Raw genomic sequence first — 16,921 nt, forward strand, 5'->3', positions numbered from 1 at the left:
TCAGAAGCCGTCTCGTGACTGAAGAAGTCGTGAGAACAGAAGTTTCTGTGGTGAGCGCCACGTCGGCGATCGCGGCCAAACGTTTTCGTTCAAAACTTGACGCCCCCGAAAGGCGTTTCAATCGTAACCCCAAGGCCACCGTGGTCACCGTGAGTTTCGACAGACCCACCCGGAGTCTCGACTTTGACTCCTCCGTTGTCTTTGATCGTAATGTCTGGAACAGGATTCGGATCAGGCATTAGTCCAGCAGTAACCGCATCTGGAATATGGAAAGTCTCACCAAGATCATTCAAGAATTTGACGATCTCATTGTTCGGCCCCGGCCCGTTCACGATGTCGTTCCAACCGTTGGTCAGGAATTTTACAACTTCGTTGTTTGGTCCAATTTCGACATCGCCGATCAAGACGCTCACCTCAGTGCTGTCTGCCGTGCACCTACTTGCCCGTTGATGTTCCTCAAGAAGGGCCTGAGTGGCTTCAGCCGCTCCTTCTCGCTTATCAACGAAATTTTTTTTAAGCGTTTCGAGAGCAGTATCCCTTTCCTCATTGGTGGATGTGCTGTCTTCATAATGGTTAACCGTAAACACTGCCGCAACTTGCAGAATGTTGCTTTTGATTTCAAAGGTGCTCGGTTCAATCGCAACAATACTTGCAAGGTTTGGATGCGACATCGTCCACTTTGAGGCCGATCCCGTTTCCCCAAGTGGCGTAGGAGCAGGATAAGAGAATAAATTTGGCATTGTCTCTAACACAACAACCGGTTCTATCATTGACGGACCAGCCACTAACTTCATGCGTGCCCCTACGCGTGGGGCAGTAGCCCAGCCAAAATCAAATTTAATGCGACCGTCGGTGGTTGCTGTGATGTCAAGGCGCTCACACCCTGGTTGCCATCCAATAACCGCAACTTTATGACCACCATTGCTTTCGATTATCTCTGGATGAAGCACTGCGGAGATGGTTTGCGGGCCACGCGATCCGCCCTCGATCTTTACATTTGTTCCAGCTCCACCGCCGATTAATGGATCGATATGCGCTGCAACGTTAACCCAAGCCGTTGCTTCGACATTCGCAGAAAAATCAATTTTAGTCCCATCAGCGTCAAATTCCACGGCGTGAAGATGAGCGAATAATTCTGCGCAGTCGGGGCAGCCGATTTCGGCATACACGCCTCCTTCACCCAAGATATTGTCATGCCACTTGTCTTCGGCGAGGCGACCAGTTCGGCTCTGAAGTCTTACGTGTAGACGGCGGTTCGCATCGTCCAAAGAGTTGATGTTCTGTTCCAGAGTCTGGAGAATGGCAGTGTCCAGCACCAAGGCTGTACTCGCGCTACGTTCTTCTCCTAGGCCGATAACGAAGGAACTAAGCCTTTCCTTCAGAGCGGCGTCGAGATTTCGAGCTTCCTTCTCGAGATGCGCGGAATCGCCTTCTGGGGGTTGACTTGCAACCACGTCAGGAATGATATCTTTCACTTCGCGAGCGACGAACCAAACAGCATCTCCAGCGTAAATCGGAGCGCCATAGTTAAGTGATATTCTGATTTCGCTTTGTGGTAAGCGCTTTTGATATGTCGCGCTCGCGTTCCGTTCTTGGTCTATTACTAGTGTTTCGATCTCATCTACACCCATACCTAGCGTTACTTGCCGTGGTAGATCGGAACGCACGGTGAAAAGGTCGTCGGAAAGTATAGTGCTTACGAGACCAGGAAAGGTATCAGACCAAAACCGGCGCGCGGCGCGTTCTAGGTTTGCTGCGCCTACAGCGGGCGCAATTCGAGTCGGCTCTATTCGGAAGCTGATTTCACTGACGGGATCAAATCGGACGCCTTCACTTGTATTGACTTCGCGTTCAGTATTCACAATGCCGGTAACAAGGATTGAGCCCTCCAGTGTTAATCCGAGCGCCAAATTTCCCTTGCGGGCAGTCAACGCCACCGATGCATCTAGTGCTCCAAGAGACGGGCTGACACTTACAGAGTCCAGCGAGATCGTAACGCCTTTGAGCAGGCCATCTGCTGTGTAAGTTAGCTCTGAGCCTTCTATGCCCTTGAAAAGAGCTTCCATAGCGGACCCGTTAATACCGATCATTGCTGACCACTGGTCGTCGGCGAGGTCTTGCGACCGGGTTGCAACATCGAGGGCCTGCCAGCGTAATGCCCAATGGTCTTTGAGCACGATTTCTTCGGCGGCTCTTCCAAAGCCCAAGAAGCCCATCGAATAGCCACCCCCTGCGGCGGCAGCCAATAGGCCAGTGGCAACTAAACCGCTAAAGAACAGACGCTTAATCATAAGATTTCCCTTCTTCGGTTAGTTTGCGCCGATAAGCCGAAACTGACATAGCGAAATGCGTCAAAGATGGTTAGCATTCTATGATGCGTCCGCAGAGTTCCGCTTGATACGCCACTGCAGCGTTGTCGCTGACTGACACAGCGGTTTGTCGACTAAAGTGACCCGCCCGCAATTCTCCGTAGATTAGCGGAAGGCTGACTTCTATCTCTGCTTGATTACAAACCTCCCATGAGTCGGAATTAATGCCCATGTTAATCCACCATAGCTTGATGCAATCGTCCCCAGTACCGCCGTCCAGTTTTAAGAAGATCGTGGCGTCGACATTCCATCCATCCCACAGAGTGATGTTTTGGCCCGGTTGTGCTATTTTGATCTGTGCTTCTTCGGAAATTGCCGAGGAGGCACACCAGACTCCAGCTATGGCTGCGCAGAAAGAAAAGCGGAGCTTACAAAAGTAAAGGTCTAATAAAGTACGCATAAAATGTCGCCCCACGAAATGGGTTCGCTGAGAGCATAGCACAAAATTGATGAGCACGCGAGACGGCTAAAATTGTCGTCCGTGCCACATTTGGTCCACCTTACCTACAGCGGACGTTAGTGCGCGGCGCAGTATCGGTAACTTTGGGCTTATTCCCGTCGTTCTCTGCCAGGGCACAAATGCCAGCTGTTTTCACTTCAGATGCGATGCTCAACAAATTCAGTCACAATCCAGGGCCTGATGAAACACGGGCAGATGCGACCGTGTTCTTTGGCCTTTTTTCCAGTTTCTGAGTTTGCTGGCCAAGACGATTGCTCATCCACTCCCCAAAATCTGCCGCAATTCGTCTTGTTGCTTCTGTAATTCGTTCAAGCGCGCCTCCAACTCGTCTGCGAACTGACCGAATTCGCGCCTCAAATTCGCGAAGTCGGTCGGTGAGGCGCTGGCGTTCTTCAAACCAGTTTCGAAGGTGGTGTTCAGTTCTTCGACAGCGCGCAACAATGCGGTCTCGAAGGGCGTCAGTTTGGGATGGCTCATGGTTTACCTCGTCACCCGTGTTTCGATGCAGATCGTGCCGCCGCCTCGATTTGGAACCGGACAATCGGTGAGTTCGACGCCCTGCGGAAGGCTCAGAACTCGTCCCAAGCCGCCAAGTCCACGGGATACTCTCGTTCCCTCCAGTCCGAATGTCGCCAGGTTGATTTGCGGGGATGTCGCTTCCGGCTTTGGAAACGTCAATTGCACGGCCATTAAGAGAATCCAGGAGGTCAGCAAGACCCCCGCCAGATAGGTTGGCAGCATCGTCTTCCATGTGACTGTCCGCCATTCGATCCGGTTCGCGTCCAGATCGCTCATAGCCTCCCGTATCTTCTCGGCCTGATCCTCGATTTGCGCCGCTGTCCGCTTGTGGATTTGGGCGCTCAGCTTTTCGAGGCTTTCCAAATCTTGCGCGATTTTTCGCTGCGCGGCGTTCAACGCTTGCGTCAAATGCCGTTCGAAGTCGTGTAACGTCTGCTTCGTCTGCTCTTCGGTCGCCTGGGATTGGCTCTCGACCTTCGCTTGCAGGTTTTGCAGCAAAGTATTCATCTGCGGTCCAGTCTTCATGGAATATGCGATCCTCCAGTCGGAATGTGTGCTGGCTGCCTGACGTGCCCGCGATCCGCATGATGATCCGGGTGTCGCGTCGTCTGGGCTTGCCGCCCTTGGCTTCAATGGCGTCAGCCTTATGGCGTTTTTCGAGCTGTTTTGCTGTCAGGGGTTTTAATTCGAAGTCATCCAATTCGGCCAGGGCAGCGCGAACATCAGTGTGGTTGCGGATATCACCCGCTTCGATTTTCTGTGCGATCAAGGTCTGGATGGCTTCTTTGATCTGTTTCCGGTCATCGAGGTCAAACACCGGTTTGACCATCCGTTTGCGTCCAGGCTCTTCTGGGCTGATCCAGCCTTCGCGCGCATTCCAGTAGTCTCGGAAGGCGTTGAAGTAGGTTTCTGATCCGGGTGGAGCGGGATTGAACGAGCGGTTGCCATGCAGCTCGATGCGCGGGATCAGGAAGTGCAGCTCGACATTGCCCATATGCTGATGGCGGACCCAAAGGATATTTGCTTGATCTCCTTCCAATCCTGCGAATGCGGCCTTTTCAAAATCCTGCATGACGGCCGTCTGCTGACCGTCGGAGGGATCATCATCCACATGGAACGCCACCACGCCGGACGTGTACCTCCATTTGCGGGTGTTGCTGTCGATCAGATGGCGTGTCAGGTCGGAATCACCGGCGATCACCTCGGGCAACACCTGGCGCTTGACGGTTTGATCGAGCAAACGCCTACGATCTTCGGTATAGGCCGCGACCTCTTCAGCTAGAAGGTACTCCACCGCTGCTGCACCTGATCCGTCGCCATGATCAAAGAAACGCACCATCATCGGGAATGCTCCGCGATGATGTCAGCAAGCTGACGATCAAGTGTCACCAACAACGTCCGAATTGCGATCAGATCTAAGGTACGACCAGCCATACGGTCAGTGTTCAGCGCACGGGAAATCTGGTTGAGATTGCTGCCCACCCGCCCGACCGCTGCCAAGAGAACCGGGTCGACTTCGGGGGGACGCGCCCGACGTCGCAAGGGTTCGCTGGACAGCAGATGGCGGGCGTAGTCAGAAAGTGAGCGTTCCTCGGCGCGCGCCTTGTGAAGCCAGCTATCGCGCTCCTCCTCGCTACATCTGACACGCAAGACAAGCTGACGTTTAGTGCGTTTCGAGTGTCCACATTTAGCCATGACAGCCACCTTCAGCGCGCTTGCGCGCCGGGCTTGGGGTGAAGGGGAAAGGGTCTGCCCATTCCCTTCCAAGGTGCATGTCGCGTAGCCACATGCGTAACCTTGCTCTGCAGCAAGAGCCCCACATTACACCACCGCCCCTGCTCCGGCTTGAAACTCGACAGCGCGCTTCACAAAGCTTTTCCAACGTCTGATTATGCTTGGATCATCAAGAGGAACTTGATGTTTTCTCAGGTTAAGTCTGAACCGTTCGGAAAGCTTAGACAAACACGGTGGACTATTGGCGACCTCCAATGCAAGCAATCGCCAAAACCGCGCTGCAGGGGCCCAAGTGGTCAACTTTTCGTTCGGAAAACAGATTCTAGATTTGGGCTTAAGCCCATATAGTGATTTATAATCACTATCTCCTTTAGGGTGTCCAGTTTTACAATCTGGCTGTTGAAAACTCTGGATGAACCACACTTTGAAGTCCGCGAAGAGGTAGCTGTTCCACTCATTCATAAAGCCATTAGCCTTCTTTCGCTTCACAATAAGAACACCTTGTTCTTCGAGCCATTGGCGAAGTTTTTGCACTTGCCGACAAGTCTTGTATCCCATCAGCTTTGCAAGATAGGAGTTTGAGACTTTCTTGCTGACGAATGCGGCGTCTATGCTCTTGGAGAAGCAAAGCCTCAGGCGTTCAAGTTCACGTAGAAAGGCCAAAGCCCCGTTAATGCGTTGTGGGCGCACCCCTGCTTCGATCCATTTAGATCTGAGAACGTCGATGTAAGTTGCGAAACGGTAGCTATCTGGCTTGATTGAGCCATAAGGATTGAGATTGCTCATCCGACAGCTCCAATACGCATTGAAGCTGCAACCGGATCATGGTAAGAATTTCGTGCACAAGAACTTTGAATGCCGTCGTTGTGGGTGCCAGCCCAAACGGCGGTTTTTCTTTTGTCTGGCCAATAGAACCTATGCCACCAAATTACTCTGACTTAGCAAATAGCTCCATGAAAATGGGCCGAATCCGGAGAAAATCCGGAACTTTTCAGAAATAGAATCCGATGCGCTATTAGTAACTGTTTGAAAATATTGGCGCACCTGAGAGGATTCGAACCTCTGGCCTCTGCCTTCGGAGGGCAGCGCTCTATCCAGCTGAGCTACAGGTGCCTTGGGCGTTAGCTAACCTTGTTCCGATCCGGGTGCAACTGCAAATCTGCGCGGATCGGTCAGGTTTCAGGCGAACAGATCATGCGCCAGTTCCAGCGCATCGATCAGCGTGTCGACCTCGTCCTGGGTGTTATACAGACCAAAGCTGGCGCGGCAGGTTGCGGTCACACCGTAGAAATCCATCAACGGTCCGGCACAATGGTGGCCTGCACGCACGGCGACGCCTTTCTTGTCCAGAATCGTCGACACGTCATGCGCATGCCCTGCCCCGTCCAGCGTAAAGCTGAAGATGGCCGCCTTGTCGGCACGGGTGCCCTGCACCTGCACCCAGTTCAGGCCGGTCAGGCGCTGCATGGCATAGTCGCGAATCCCGGCCTCATGCGCGGCGATGTTCTGCATCCCCAGATCCATCATGTAGTCCAGCGCCACGCCCAGACCGATGGTCTGAACAATACCGGGGGTTCCGGCCTCGAACTTCATCGGCGGGTCGTTATAGATCACCTGATCCTTGCTGACCTCTTTGATCATGTCGCCGCCGCCGATAAAGGGGCGCATCTCGGCCATGCGTTCCGATTTGATATAGATCGCGCCCGAGCCGGAGGGGCCGTACAGCTTGTGCCCAGTGATGGCGTAGAAATCGCAGCCAATATCCTGCACGTTGACCGGCATATGCACAGCGCCCTGGCTGCCGTCGACCAGCACCGGAACACCCTTGGCGTGGGCGCCTTGAGTGATGGCCTTTACATCAACCACGGTGCCCAGAACATTCGAACACTGTGTCACGGCGACCAACTTGGTCTTGGGCCCAATCGCGTCGATCACGGCCTGCGGGTCCAGACCGCCTTCGGCATCCACATCGACCCATTTCAGGACAACCCCCTGACGTTCGCGCAGGAAATGCCAGGGGACGATATTGGCGTGATGCTCCATGACGCTAAGGACGATCTCATCCCCCGCCTGCAGGCGGGGCATCGCCCAACCGTAAGCAACCAGATTGATCCCCTCGGTTGTGCCCGAGTTCAGGACGATCTCATCCTCATCCGCCGCGCCCAGAAAGCGGGCGATGGTACCGCGGACAGCCTCGTATTTCTCAGTCGCCAGGTTCGACAGGAAATGCAGACCACGGTGAACGTTCGAGTATTCCTCGGCATAAGCCCGCGTCACCGCATCGATGACGACCTGAGGCTTTTGCGCCGAAGCCCCGTTATCCAGATAGGTCAGCGGCTTGCCGTTCACCTCGCGCGACAGGATCGGAAAGTCTGCGCGGATTTTTTGTACGTCATACATGGTCTTCTTTCCCTATACCGGAGCGTTGGGCATCAATGCGAGGACAAAGGGCACTGCAACCACACCAGCCAGCAAAATGACCCCGAAGGATTTCCAGAGCGATCCGAATTTATGGGCTTCATTCAGGAAATGGAGCGTGACGTAAAGGCTCAGAACAAATGTTGCGAGCGAAAACATCAGCATCAAGAAAGGAAGGACCATCGCCAGAACGAGAGTGATGAGCATCGCAACGATCTGAAGGTATTGCAGCCAGACAATCAGTGTCATGATGCCATTAAACGTCGCCACGCCGCCAAGTAAGCGCCCCGCAAACAAAAACGCCAGAATGCTGAGAAGTAAAAAGGCAGCCGAACGTATCAGGTAAAGAGCAACTGACTCTGATACTGGCGCCAGCTCCCCCTCTTGGAGTGGCAGAAACTGAAGCATCCCGACCTGCACCAGGCAACTCAGAACAACAGCCAGGAAAAACGCCAACCAAAGAACTTCGCGTCCGAGGCGGATATCCAGCAACTGCCGGGCGACCACGGCCGGATTGATCACGGTTTGAACAGCAAGATTCACAACATTCATTCTGCCTGCCTTTGCGCTTGTCTGAGACCGGCTAGCCAGAACCAGAAAAACACCCCGAGCCAGATCAAGCCGACCAGAGTCAATGCCGGACCCGGTCCGATGAACCCAGCGACCAGACCATTCAACAGAACCAGAGGGGTCGATGACAGCAGCGCCCAGAACAACGCAAGACGGGCTCCGTAAGCTGTTCCGCGACCTCCGACCAAACGGGCAGCGCCATAAGACACAAAAGCCAGCGCGTAGAAGAACAGCGGCAGGATGATGACGGTGCCCAGCAAGGCGCCGCCCATCAGCATGTTCAGCTCAAGCCCTTCGAGATGCGCGCGGCGGGCGAGGCTGGGAAGCTGCGCGATAAAGGCCACCACGCAGAACCCCATGACAAAGATCAGCGCCCTGTCCTCACGCTCACCCAAATCCAGAAGCCGGCGCACCACACGCCCCGGCCCCCGGTACGTGGCCACGATATCCGATGTGACAGGCATCAGCTGCGCCGCGCCAGCCAGCCTTCCAAACGGGTCACGATCGCATCGGCCAGCTCGCTGTCTTCAATCTCGTCCACCGCCTCGGCCAGAAAGGCCAGCGTCAGCATGTTGGTGGCATCCTTGACCGGAACCCCGCGCGAGCGCAGGTAGAACAGGGCAGTCTCGTCAATCGCGCCCGAGGTCGACCCGTGCGAACACGCAACGTCATCGGCATAAATCTCAAGTTCGGGCTTGGCGAGGAATTGGCTGTCGTCGTCCAACAACAGTGATTGGCTGATCTGATACCCGTCGGTTTTCTGTGCGCCTTCCTTCACAAGAATCTTGCCCTGGAATACGCCGGTCGCACCGTTGCGCAGAACCTTCTTGAACACTTGGCGGCTTTCACAATTCACCGCGTCGTGGGTGATGAAGACGGTATCGTCATGGTGAAAATCACCGTCGCCAACACAGGCGCCCGCCACATGGGCCACCGCATCGTCACCGGTCAGTTCGACAACCTGTTCATTGCGGGTCAGAACGCCATTTGCGGTCAGGGTGAACGACTTGTAGGTCGATTCACTGCCCAGACGGGTGAACATATGGGTCATCGCCCGGCGTTCGTGATCGCGACCCTGCGCACGCACGTGATGCAGCGTGCCATTGTCGGCGATGTCGATCTCCATGCACTTGTTGAAACGTGACGCCGCCGGACCGTTTTCCAGAATCGTAACCTCGGCCCCGCTTTCGACACGGACAATGTGATGCAGCATAGCATCCGACGATTCCGACGCATGGCGATAGATCAGGCTGATCGGCTTGGACGGTTTGCCGGTGACGTGAATCGCAACGCCATCTTCTGCAAAGGCCGTGTTCAGCGCTGCCAGAGGCCGTTGAACCGGCGATTGCCCGCGCGCCTCAAGAACGCCGTACAGTTCCTTGGCCCAGTGAATATCCTTGCAGCAGATATCCTCGATCCGCTCGATATTGACGCCTTCCAGCTCCAGATCATCTGACTCTTCGACACTGAACACACCGTCGATGAAGACGATTTTCAACCGGTCGATCTCGCCGAACAATATCGCCTCATCCGAGTGGAACAGCGCGGCATGTGGTGCTTCCGGCGAAATCAGAGTGTCGGGGCGCGTGTATTTCCAATACTCGTCGCGCCGTCCGGGCAGGCCCATCTCCAACACACGCGCCAGAGCATCTTCACGCGCGGCACGCGTGCATCCGGCATCGGGCATGGTCAGCGCGGCCAACCGTTCCTCGGTAGCGGTCTGTTTTGCTTGCGGCAAAGCCATCAGTTCACCTCGGCCAGAATGTCGGCGTAACCGTTATGTTCAACCTCCAGCGCCAGTTCGGGGCCGCCGGATTTCACGATACGACCATCCGCCATGATGTGGACGACGTCGGGTTTGATGTGGTCCAGCAGGCGCTGATAGTGGGTAATCACCAGGAAGCCCCGGCCCTCGTCGCGCAGCGCATTGACGCCTTCGGACACCAGTTTCATCGCATCCACGTCGAGGCCCGAGTCGGTCTCGTCCAGGATGCACATCTTCGGCTCAAGCATGGCCATCTGCAGGATTTCGTTGCGCTTTTTCTCACCGCCCGAGAAACCGACATTGACCGGACGCTTGAGCATGTCCGCGTCGATTTTCAGCGATTTAGCTTTTTCGCGCACCACTTTCAGGAATTCAGCGGCGGACAGTTCCTCTTGCCCGCGCGCTTTGCGCTGCGCATTCACGGCGGTCCGCAGGAAGGTCATGTTGCCGACGCCCGGAATTTCGACCGGGTATTGGAACGCCAGAAAGACGCCTGCGGCGGCGCGCTCTTCCGGCTCCATTTCCAGCAGGTCTTGACCGTCCAGAGTGGCCGAACCTTCGGTGACCTCATAACCATCCCGACCCGACAGCACATAGCTGAGCGTCGACTTGCCCGAGCCGTTCGGCCCCATGATCGCGTGCACCTTGCCAGCCTCAACCGTCAGGTCCACACCTTTCAGGATCTGCTTGTCTTCTTCTTCAAGTTGTACGTGCAGGTTCTTGATTTCCAGCATGTTTTGTCCTTTTGCATATCGCAAGGGGCGCCCCGGCCCCGATAAATTCCTATCCCAGCACTTTGCGGATCAGACGTGCGGCAACCCACCCAAGGATTGCCCCGATGCCGACCGCCCAGACCGGGTTGATGAAGTCCATGTAGAAGATGTTGACGTAGGCCACCCCAAGCAGGCCGCCCAAAACCGGCAGTGCATATCCAAGCCAGGTCAGCACATCATCCCTTTGGATGCCTTTCCGGGGTGTCCGCGCCATCAACCGACAGAGCCTTCCAGCGAGATTGCCACCAGTTGCTGCGCTTCCATGGCGAACTCCATCGGCAGCGCCTGCAGCACATCCTTGCAGAACCCGTTGACGACCAGCGCCACGGCCTCTTCCTCGTCCATGCCGCGCTGACGGCAGTAGAACAGCTGATCGTCATCCACCTTGGATGTCGTCGCCTCATGTTCCACGCGCGATGAGTTGTTCTTGACCTCGATATACGGAACCGTGTGCGCCCCGCATTTGTCACCGATCAGCAAGCTGTCACACTGGGTATAGTTGCGGCTGTCCTTGGCTTTCGGATGCATCGAGACCAGACCGCGATAGGTGTTCTGTGCCTTGCCCGCGCTGATCCCCTTGGACACGATGCGCGACTTGGTGTTCTTGCCCAGATGAACCATCTTGGTGCCGGTGTCGGCTTGCTGCATGTTGTTTGTGATCGCGATCGAGTAGAACTCACCCTGGCTTTCGTTGCCGCGCAGGATACAGGACGGGTATTTCCAGGTCACGGCCGAGCCGGTCTCCACCTGCGTCCACATCACCTTGGAACGATCCCCCCGGCAATCGGCGCGCTTGGTCACAAAGTTGTAGATGCCGCCCTTGCCGTTCTCATCGCCTGGGAACCAGTTCTGAACGGTCGAGTATTTCACCTCGGCGTCTTCCTCGACGATGATCTCAACCACGGCCGCGTGCAGCTGCGCCGTGTCACGCTGGGGTGCTGTGCAGCCTTCCAAATAGGACACGTACGAGCCCTTGTCGGCGATGATCAGGGTACGCTCGAACTGACCCGTGTTTTCCGCGTTGATGCGGAAATAGGTGCTCAGCTCCATCGGGCAGCGGACACCCGGCGGGATGTAGACGAAGGACCCGTCCGAGAACACGGCCGAGTTCAGCGTGGCGTAGAAGTTATCCGACACCGGAACCACCGTACCCAGGTACTTTTTCACCAGCTCGGGGTGATCCTTGATCGCCTCGGAGATCGAGCAGAAGATCACACCGTGCTTTGCCAGTTCGTCCTTGAAGGTCGTACCCACGGAAACCGAGTCGAACACCGCGTCCACAGCAACCTTGCGGCCTTCTGCGGGCATGTCTTCGGCGCCTTCGACGCCTGCCAGAATCATCTGTTCTTTCAGTGGGATACCCAGCTTTTCGTAAGTGGCCAGAAGCTTGGGGTCGACTTCGTCCAGCGACTTCGGCTTCTCCTCCATCGATTTCGGGCGGGCATAGTAATACTGGTCCTGAAAGTCGATCGGCGGGTAATGCACCATCGCCCATGTCGGCTCTTCCATCTTGGTCCAGCGCTCAAAGGCCGACAGGCGCCATTCGGTCATCCACTCGGGCTCTTCGTTTTTCTCAGAGATCAGGCGGACGATATCCGGGTTCACGCCCTTGGGCGCATATTCCATCTCGATATCGGTATCCCAGCCGTATTTATAGGTGCCAACCTCGCGCACCGCATCCACGGTTTCCTGATCGACACCTTCTTTTACCTGGGTCTGGTCCAAAGCGGCCATATCCTTCACTCCGTCAGATCACGCGGCACGCGCGCGATGCTTTTTCTCTTTTTCAAGCCACGCTTCGGCGAAGCGCAGCACATCTTCTTGCGTGGTCAAAGGGCCAAGCGACACGCGTATCGCGCTGGCTGCTGTGACCTCGTCATAACCCATTGCCGTAAGAACCGCGCTGGCGCGGACTTTGCCGCTGGAACAGGCTGATCCCGCACTCACCGCAAAACCCGCCAGGTCCATCTGCATTACCTGCGTTTCGCCCTTCCAGCCGGGAGTAGCGAAACACAAGGTATTGGGCAGGCGATCCTGATCTTTCCCGACAAAAATAGTAGATTTAGAACCAGCCTCAAGGGCCTTTTCTAGAATATTTCTAAATTCTTGGACCTGCTCCCAAACGCCATTGGCCAGATCCCGAGCCGCTGCCTCAGCTGCAGCCCCGAACCCCGCGATTCCAATGACGTTTTCCGTGCCCGAACGACGGCCCATTTCCTGACCGCCGCCCTTGATTAGGGCCGGCAAGTCCGTGCCGCGTTTCATCACAACAGCGCCAATACCCTTTGGCCCGCCAAGTTTATGGGCCGAAATCAACGCCATCTGCGTATCCAGCCAGTTGAACGCGACCGGCAGCTTGCCAAAGGCCTGCGTCGCATCGGTCACAGCCAATCCCTTGGGTAGCTTCTGAACGATCCCGGTTTCCGAGTTGGCCAGTTGCAGGGTCGAAACTTCGGGCGCGGACACCTGAACCTGACCAGTTTTCGCAACAGATAAATCCTCGGAAATCCAAGCTCTTACAGCATCATGCTCAATTGCCGAGCCGTGCAGCTTCCGGCCACCCAGCGCCAGCGCCGCCCCTTCGGTCGAGCCTGAGGTGAACACGATATCCGCCCCATCGGCCCCAAAAGCGGCTGCAATTTGCGCCCGCGCGCGTTCGACAACTGCCTTGGCCGCGCGCCCCTCGGCATGGACCGAAGACGGGTTACCGCACAGCTCCATCGCCGCAATCATCGCGTCGCGCGCCTCAGGTCGCAGAGGCGTTGTTGCGTTGCAATCAAGATAAACGCGAGTCATGGATTCACCTTTTCCCAAACGCGAAACCCCTGGCTGCCGGGTACTTGGTGCATTACGTCACTCATCGACAACGGCAAACAGGCTGGGCACCGCAGGGCACGGTGCCAGATCATTTTTGATCACGTCCGACAACCGAGTCTGGTGCAGGAAGACATAAACATGCGCGCTGAGGCTTTCCCACAGCCGGTTGGTCAGCGATTGCGCCCGACTTCCCGATGACGCGCCGGACGCCCCTGCGCCTTTTTGCAGCGCATCAACCGTTTCATCTACGGCCGCCAGAACCTCGACCACACGAATTTCCGATGCGGGGCGCGCCAGACGATAGCCGCCACCAGGCCCACGAACCGAGGCCACAAGATCAGCGCGGCGTAGTTTAACAAAAAGCTGTTCCAGATAGGGCAGCGAGATATCCTGCCGTTCCGAGATTTCCCCCAATGTCACAAGGGTATCTTGGGGCTGAGTAGCAATATCGGCCAATGCAACCATTGCGTAACGACCCTTGGTCGAAAGCTTCATTGTCTACTCCTCTTGGCAGGCACCGCGCGAAAACATTGACGCCGCCGCCGCCAGTGCGTATCTCCGACAGGCAGCAACTTGCGCAAAGCAACACAATTAGAACCGTTCTAAGGTGCCTGACGATAACCGTCAAGTATATCCCGGCACCAAGAAGAAAAAGACAGGACCAAAGCACACATGCCCGAGGTGATTTTTCCCGGACCCGAAGGCCGCCTGGAAGGCCGTTACCACCCGCAAAAGGAAAAAGACGCACCGATCGCCATCGTGCTGCACCCGCACCCACAATTCGGCGGGACCATGAACAACAAGGTCGTCTACAACCTGCATTATGCGTTCTACAACATGGGCTTCACCGTGTTGCGCTTTAACTTCCGCGGCGTGGGCCGCAGCCAGGGCGAATATGACCAAGGCGTGGGCGAGTTGAGCGATGCAGCCTCGGCGCTGGATTACCTGCAGTCGATGAACAACAACTCGAAACACTGCTGGGTTGCCGGTTTCTCGTTCGGCGCGTGGATCGGAATGCAACTGCTGATGCGCCGCCCGGAAATCACCGGCTTTATCAGCGTCTCTCCGCCTGCGAACATGTATGACTTTTCTTTCCTGGCGCCCTGCCCCTCGTCCGGCCTGATCATCAACGGCTCGGCCGACCGCGTGGCGCCTCCGACCGACACCACCTCGTTGGTGAACAAGTTGCACGAACAAAAGGGCATCACCATTACTCATAACGAGGTGGAAGGCGCCGACCACTTTTTCCAGGATCGTCACATGGACACGCTGATCACCGATGTCAGCGACTATGTGAAACGCCGCCTGACAGAGAACACGCGCTGATGTCCGACACCATCACCACCCTCGCCTCGAAACTGGCCGAGGACACGATGAAAGTGATGGACGAAACCGGGGACGACCGCTTTTTTGTCGAAGTGGGCGACCTTTTGGGGGCGTCCTCGCAGACCTTGGAAGAGGCGTTCCTGACTGAAGTCCGCGTGCGGTTGGCCGAACGCAAGGCCCGCCAATTTGTGATCAAGAAACTGACGGATCACCGCGCCAAGACTAAAGCGATCGAGAAACAATGACCGAAAGACTGTCCGCGCAAATCGAATTCCTGAAACGCGCGGACGGCCTGAAATCGGTTGATCGCGCCAACTTCCTTCTGGATCAGTCCCGCCCAGAGAACGCCGCCGAGCATAGCTGGCAATTGGCCCTGTGGGCGCTGGTGATGCAGCCGCTGGCCAGTGCGGACGTCAATATCGATCGGGTCATCCGAATGCTGTTGCTGCATGATCTGGTCGAGATCATCGTCGGCGACCACCCGATTCACCTGCAAACCGACTGGCAGGCCGTTGAGCGGCTTGAAAACGCTGCAGCAGCCGAGTTATTCGGCCTGTTGCCTGCCGATCAGGCTGCGGACTGTCTTGCCCTTTGGCAAGAGTTCGAGGCCGACCAGAGCCCGGATGCGAAGTTCGCCAAGTATTTGGATCGGTGCCAACCGATGTTTCAGGTTCTTTGCGCACCCGCTCCACAGCCCGAACACCGGGCTATCGTGCAAGACAATCTGAACGGGGGGCGTGCCGCTTATTTAAAGACCGAATTCCCCGAGGCCCATGCCGCCGCCCAAAGCCTGCTGGAAGGCGGCCAGCCCACTGAGACCAGCTTCTCGACCCGCCTTGCCTTTCTGGCCGAGACCGACCAGTTGAAATCGGTCTACCGCGCCTCGCGCCTGCTCAGCGATGAACGGTTCGAAAACTCGGCTGAACATTCCTGGCATATCATGCTGTATGCGTGGATTCTGGCCGAACACGCGGCCCCCGGCGTTTCGATCGACCGCGCGCTGAAAATGCTGTTGCTGCATGATATCGTCGAGATCGACGCCGGAGACCACCCCATCCACGGTCAGGTCGACCACGCCGCGCAAGAGGCCGAGGAGCAGGCCGCCGCCGAACGCCTGTTCGGGTTGCTGCCGGATGATCAGAAATCGGATTTTACGTCCTTGTGGTACGAATTCGAAGCCGCCGAAAGCGCGGACGCCCGCTTTGCCAAGGCCATAGATCGCTTTCAGGCCCCGGTCGGCAACCTGGCTACGGGTGGCGGATCATGGACAGATTACAATGTCACCTATGCCCAGATTGAAAAGCGGGTCGGCACTCCGATTCAGCGCGGTGCGCCGGGTCTGTGGACATGGCTTCAGCCGCAGCTTACCGCCTTTTTCGCCGCAACGGCCAATACATAGGCAAAAGAAAAAGAGGCCCAAAAGGCCTCTTTTTCCCGTGTTTCGGCAGGCGCTTAAACCTGATCACTATCTAACCGTTCAACAAACTTGGCCGCGTTTTTGTCGACGGACCCCCCGCCAGCAAGCCACCCAAGCGCCACAATCAACGCCGAAACAAAGACGATATAACGTGCGAATTTCGTCATAAAAATACACTCACAAAACAAAAACCTTTAAAAACAGAGACTTTATATCACAGAGCTTCACGCAAAGACAGTCTGGTTATCCTGACCTTACGACAGGCAGATCGGGTTGATGCGGCGTCTTTGGTTGGGTGATCGGGCCCAGATTTCTCTTGCCCGCCCGGCTGATTTCGTGCTCAACCTCGCAAAACTTCTGTCGAGAACCCCACCGTGCCCCATGCTTATCTGATCCTGTTTCTGGCGGTCATCGCCGAGACCATCGGTACGACGGCCCTGCAGGCCAGCCATCAGTTCAGCCGCCTCTGGCCGTCCGTTCTGGTCGTGGTCAGCTATGGTATTGCCTTCTATCTTCTGGGGCTGACGCTGAAATTCATGCCCGTCGGGATCGTCTATGCGATCTGGTCCGGCCTTGGCATCGTTTTCATCGCGATCATCGGCTTTATCGTCTTTGGACAGCGGCTGGACTGGCCGGCGGTCCTTGGCCTTACGATGATTCTGGCCGGAATTCTGATCATTCACCTGTTTTCCAAGACCGCTGGCCACTGATCACCGGTTAGGGCTGGCCTATTTGGTCAAACCGCGCTATGCG

General features: G+C 56.1%; 18 protein-coding genes and 1 tRNA gene. 4 read left to right on the forward strand and 15 right to left on the reverse strand.

Annotated elements, in window-relative coordinates:
- Positions 1-89: 89 nt before the first annotated feature.
- From ACR0DO_RS15125 to iscR, 15 genes are all read right to left on the reverse strand, one after another.
- Complete coding sequence (locus ACR0DO_RS15125) at positions 90-2,291, reverse strand: hypothetical protein (protein ID WP_480559933.1); 2,202 nt, start codon at positions 2,289-2,291, stop codon at positions 90-92.
- A gap of 70 nt (positions 2,292-2,361) precedes the next feature.
- A complete protein-coding gene (locus tag ACR0DO_RS15130) occupies positions 2,362-2,769 on the reverse strand; it encodes a hypothetical protein (RefSeq protein ID WP_480559935.1) in 408 nt (135 codons plus the stop codon).
- A gap of 223 nt (positions 2,770-2,992) precedes the next feature.
- Complete coding sequence (locus tag ACR0DO_RS15135; RefSeq protein ID WP_480559937.1) at positions 2,993-4,690, reverse strand: relaxase family protein; 1,698 nt, start codon at positions 4,688-4,690, stop codon at positions 2,993-2,995.
- Positions 4,687-5,043, reverse strand: a complete 357-nt coding sequence (locus ACR0DO_RS15140; RefSeq protein ID WP_480559939.1) for a plasmid mobilization protein — start codon at positions 5,041-5,043, stop codon at positions 4,687-4,689. The genes ACR0DO_RS15135 and ACR0DO_RS15140 overlap by 4 nt, the downstream gene beginning before the upstream one ends.
- A 126-nt stretch (positions 5,044-5,169) precedes the next feature.
- Positions 5,170-5,868, reverse strand: a complete 699-nt coding sequence (locus tag ACR0DO_RS15145) for a hypothetical protein (protein ID WP_480559941.1) — start codon at positions 5,866-5,868, stop codon at positions 5,170-5,172.
- Positions 5,869-6,118: 250 nt separating this feature from the next.
- Positions 6,119-6,195: transfer RNA gene (locus ACR0DO_RS15150), tRNA-Arg, on the reverse strand.
- A 66-nt stretch (positions 6,196-6,261) separates the two neighbouring features.
- Positions 6,262-7,482, reverse strand: coding sequence for a cysteine desulfurase (locus ACR0DO_RS15155; RefSeq protein ID WP_480559943.1), 1,221 nt, complete (start codon positions 7,480-7,482; stop codon positions 6,262-6,264).
- A 12-nt stretch (positions 7,483-7,494) separates the two neighbouring features.
- Positions 7,495-8,052 (reverse strand): Yip1 family protein, encoded by a 558-nt coding sequence (locus tag ACR0DO_RS15160; RefSeq protein WP_170442816.1) that lies wholly within the window; start codon positions 8,050-8,052, stop codon positions 7,495-7,497.
- Positions 8,049-8,534 carry a YIP1 family protein gene (locus ACR0DO_RS15165; RefSeq protein WP_170442818.1) on the reverse strand — a complete coding sequence of 162 codons (486 nt, stop codon included), beginning with the start codon at positions 8,532-8,534 and terminating at the stop codon, positions 8,049-8,051. Before ACR0DO_RS15165 ends, ACR0DO_RS15160 begins: the two co-directional genes overlap by 4 nt.
- Entirely contained in the window at positions 8,534-9,814 is a 1,281-nt protein-coding gene (sufD, locus tag ACR0DO_RS15170) for a Fe-S cluster assembly protein SufD (protein ID WP_480559945.1), read from the reverse strand. Before sufD ends, ACR0DO_RS15165 begins: the two co-directional genes overlap by 1 nt.
- Positions 9,814-10,569, reverse strand: coding sequence for a Fe-S cluster assembly ATPase SufC (gene sufC / locus ACR0DO_RS15175; RefSeq protein WP_480559947.1), 756 nt, complete (start codon positions 10,567-10,569; stop codon positions 9,814-9,816). Before sufC ends, sufD begins: the two co-directional genes overlap by 1 nt.
- 49 nt (positions 10,570-10,618) lie before the next feature.
- The gene (locus ACR0DO_RS15180) at positions 10,619-10,822 is read right to left on the reverse strand and encodes a hypothetical protein (protein ID WP_170671514.1); all 204 of its coding nucleotides are present in this window, start codon (positions 10,820-10,822) and stop codon (positions 10,619-10,621) included.
- Positions 10,822-12,342, reverse strand: coding sequence for a Fe-S cluster assembly protein SufB (sufB, locus tag ACR0DO_RS15185; protein WP_170671516.1), 1,521 nt, complete (start codon positions 12,340-12,342; stop codon positions 10,822-10,824). Before sufB ends, ACR0DO_RS15180 begins: the two co-directional genes overlap by 1 nt.
- Before the next feature lie 18 nt (positions 12,343-12,360).
- The gene (locus ACR0DO_RS15190; RefSeq protein ID WP_480559949.1) at positions 12,361-13,404 is read right to left on the reverse strand and encodes a cysteine desulfurase family protein; all 1,044 of its coding nucleotides are present in this window, start codon (positions 13,402-13,404) and stop codon (positions 12,361-12,363) included.
- 57 nt (positions 13,405-13,461) lie between these two features.
- Positions 13,462-13,920 (reverse strand): Fe-S cluster assembly transcriptional regulator IscR, encoded by a 459-nt coding sequence (gene iscR, locus ACR0DO_RS15195; protein WP_170442830.1) that lies wholly within the window; start codon positions 13,918-13,920, stop codon positions 13,462-13,464.
- A 177-nt stretch (positions 13,921-14,097) separates the two neighbouring features.
- On the opposite strand from iscR, the gene ACR0DO_RS15200 reads away from it, so the two are divergent.
- From ACR0DO_RS15200 to ACR0DO_RS15215, 4 genes are all read left to right on the forward strand, one after another.
- Positions 14,098-14,751, forward strand: coding sequence for an alpha/beta hydrolase (locus ACR0DO_RS15200; RefSeq protein WP_170442832.1), 654 nt, complete (start codon positions 14,098-14,100; stop codon positions 14,749-14,751).
- A complete protein-coding gene (locus ACR0DO_RS15205; protein ID WP_170442834.1) occupies positions 14,751-14,996 on the forward strand; it encodes a hypothetical protein in 246 nt (81 codons plus the stop codon). Before ACR0DO_RS15200 ends, ACR0DO_RS15205 begins: the two co-directional genes overlap by 1 nt.
- Positions 14,993-16,150 carry an HD domain-containing protein gene (locus ACR0DO_RS15210; protein ID WP_480559951.1) on the forward strand — a complete coding sequence of 386 codons (1,158 nt, stop codon included), beginning with the start codon at positions 14,993-14,995 and terminating at the stop codon, positions 16,148-16,150. Before ACR0DO_RS15205 ends, ACR0DO_RS15210 begins: the two co-directional genes overlap by 4 nt.
- A 392-nt stretch (positions 16,151-16,542) precedes the next feature.
- On the forward strand, positions 16,543-16,878 hold the full coding sequence (locus tag ACR0DO_RS15215; RefSeq protein WP_170442838.1) for an SMR family transporter: 336 nt from the start codon (positions 16,543-16,545) through the stop codon (positions 16,876-16,878).
- Positions 16,879-16,921: the final 43 nt, after the last annotated feature.

The sequence above is a fragment of the Ruegeria sp. AM9 genome (assembly GCF_056540565.1).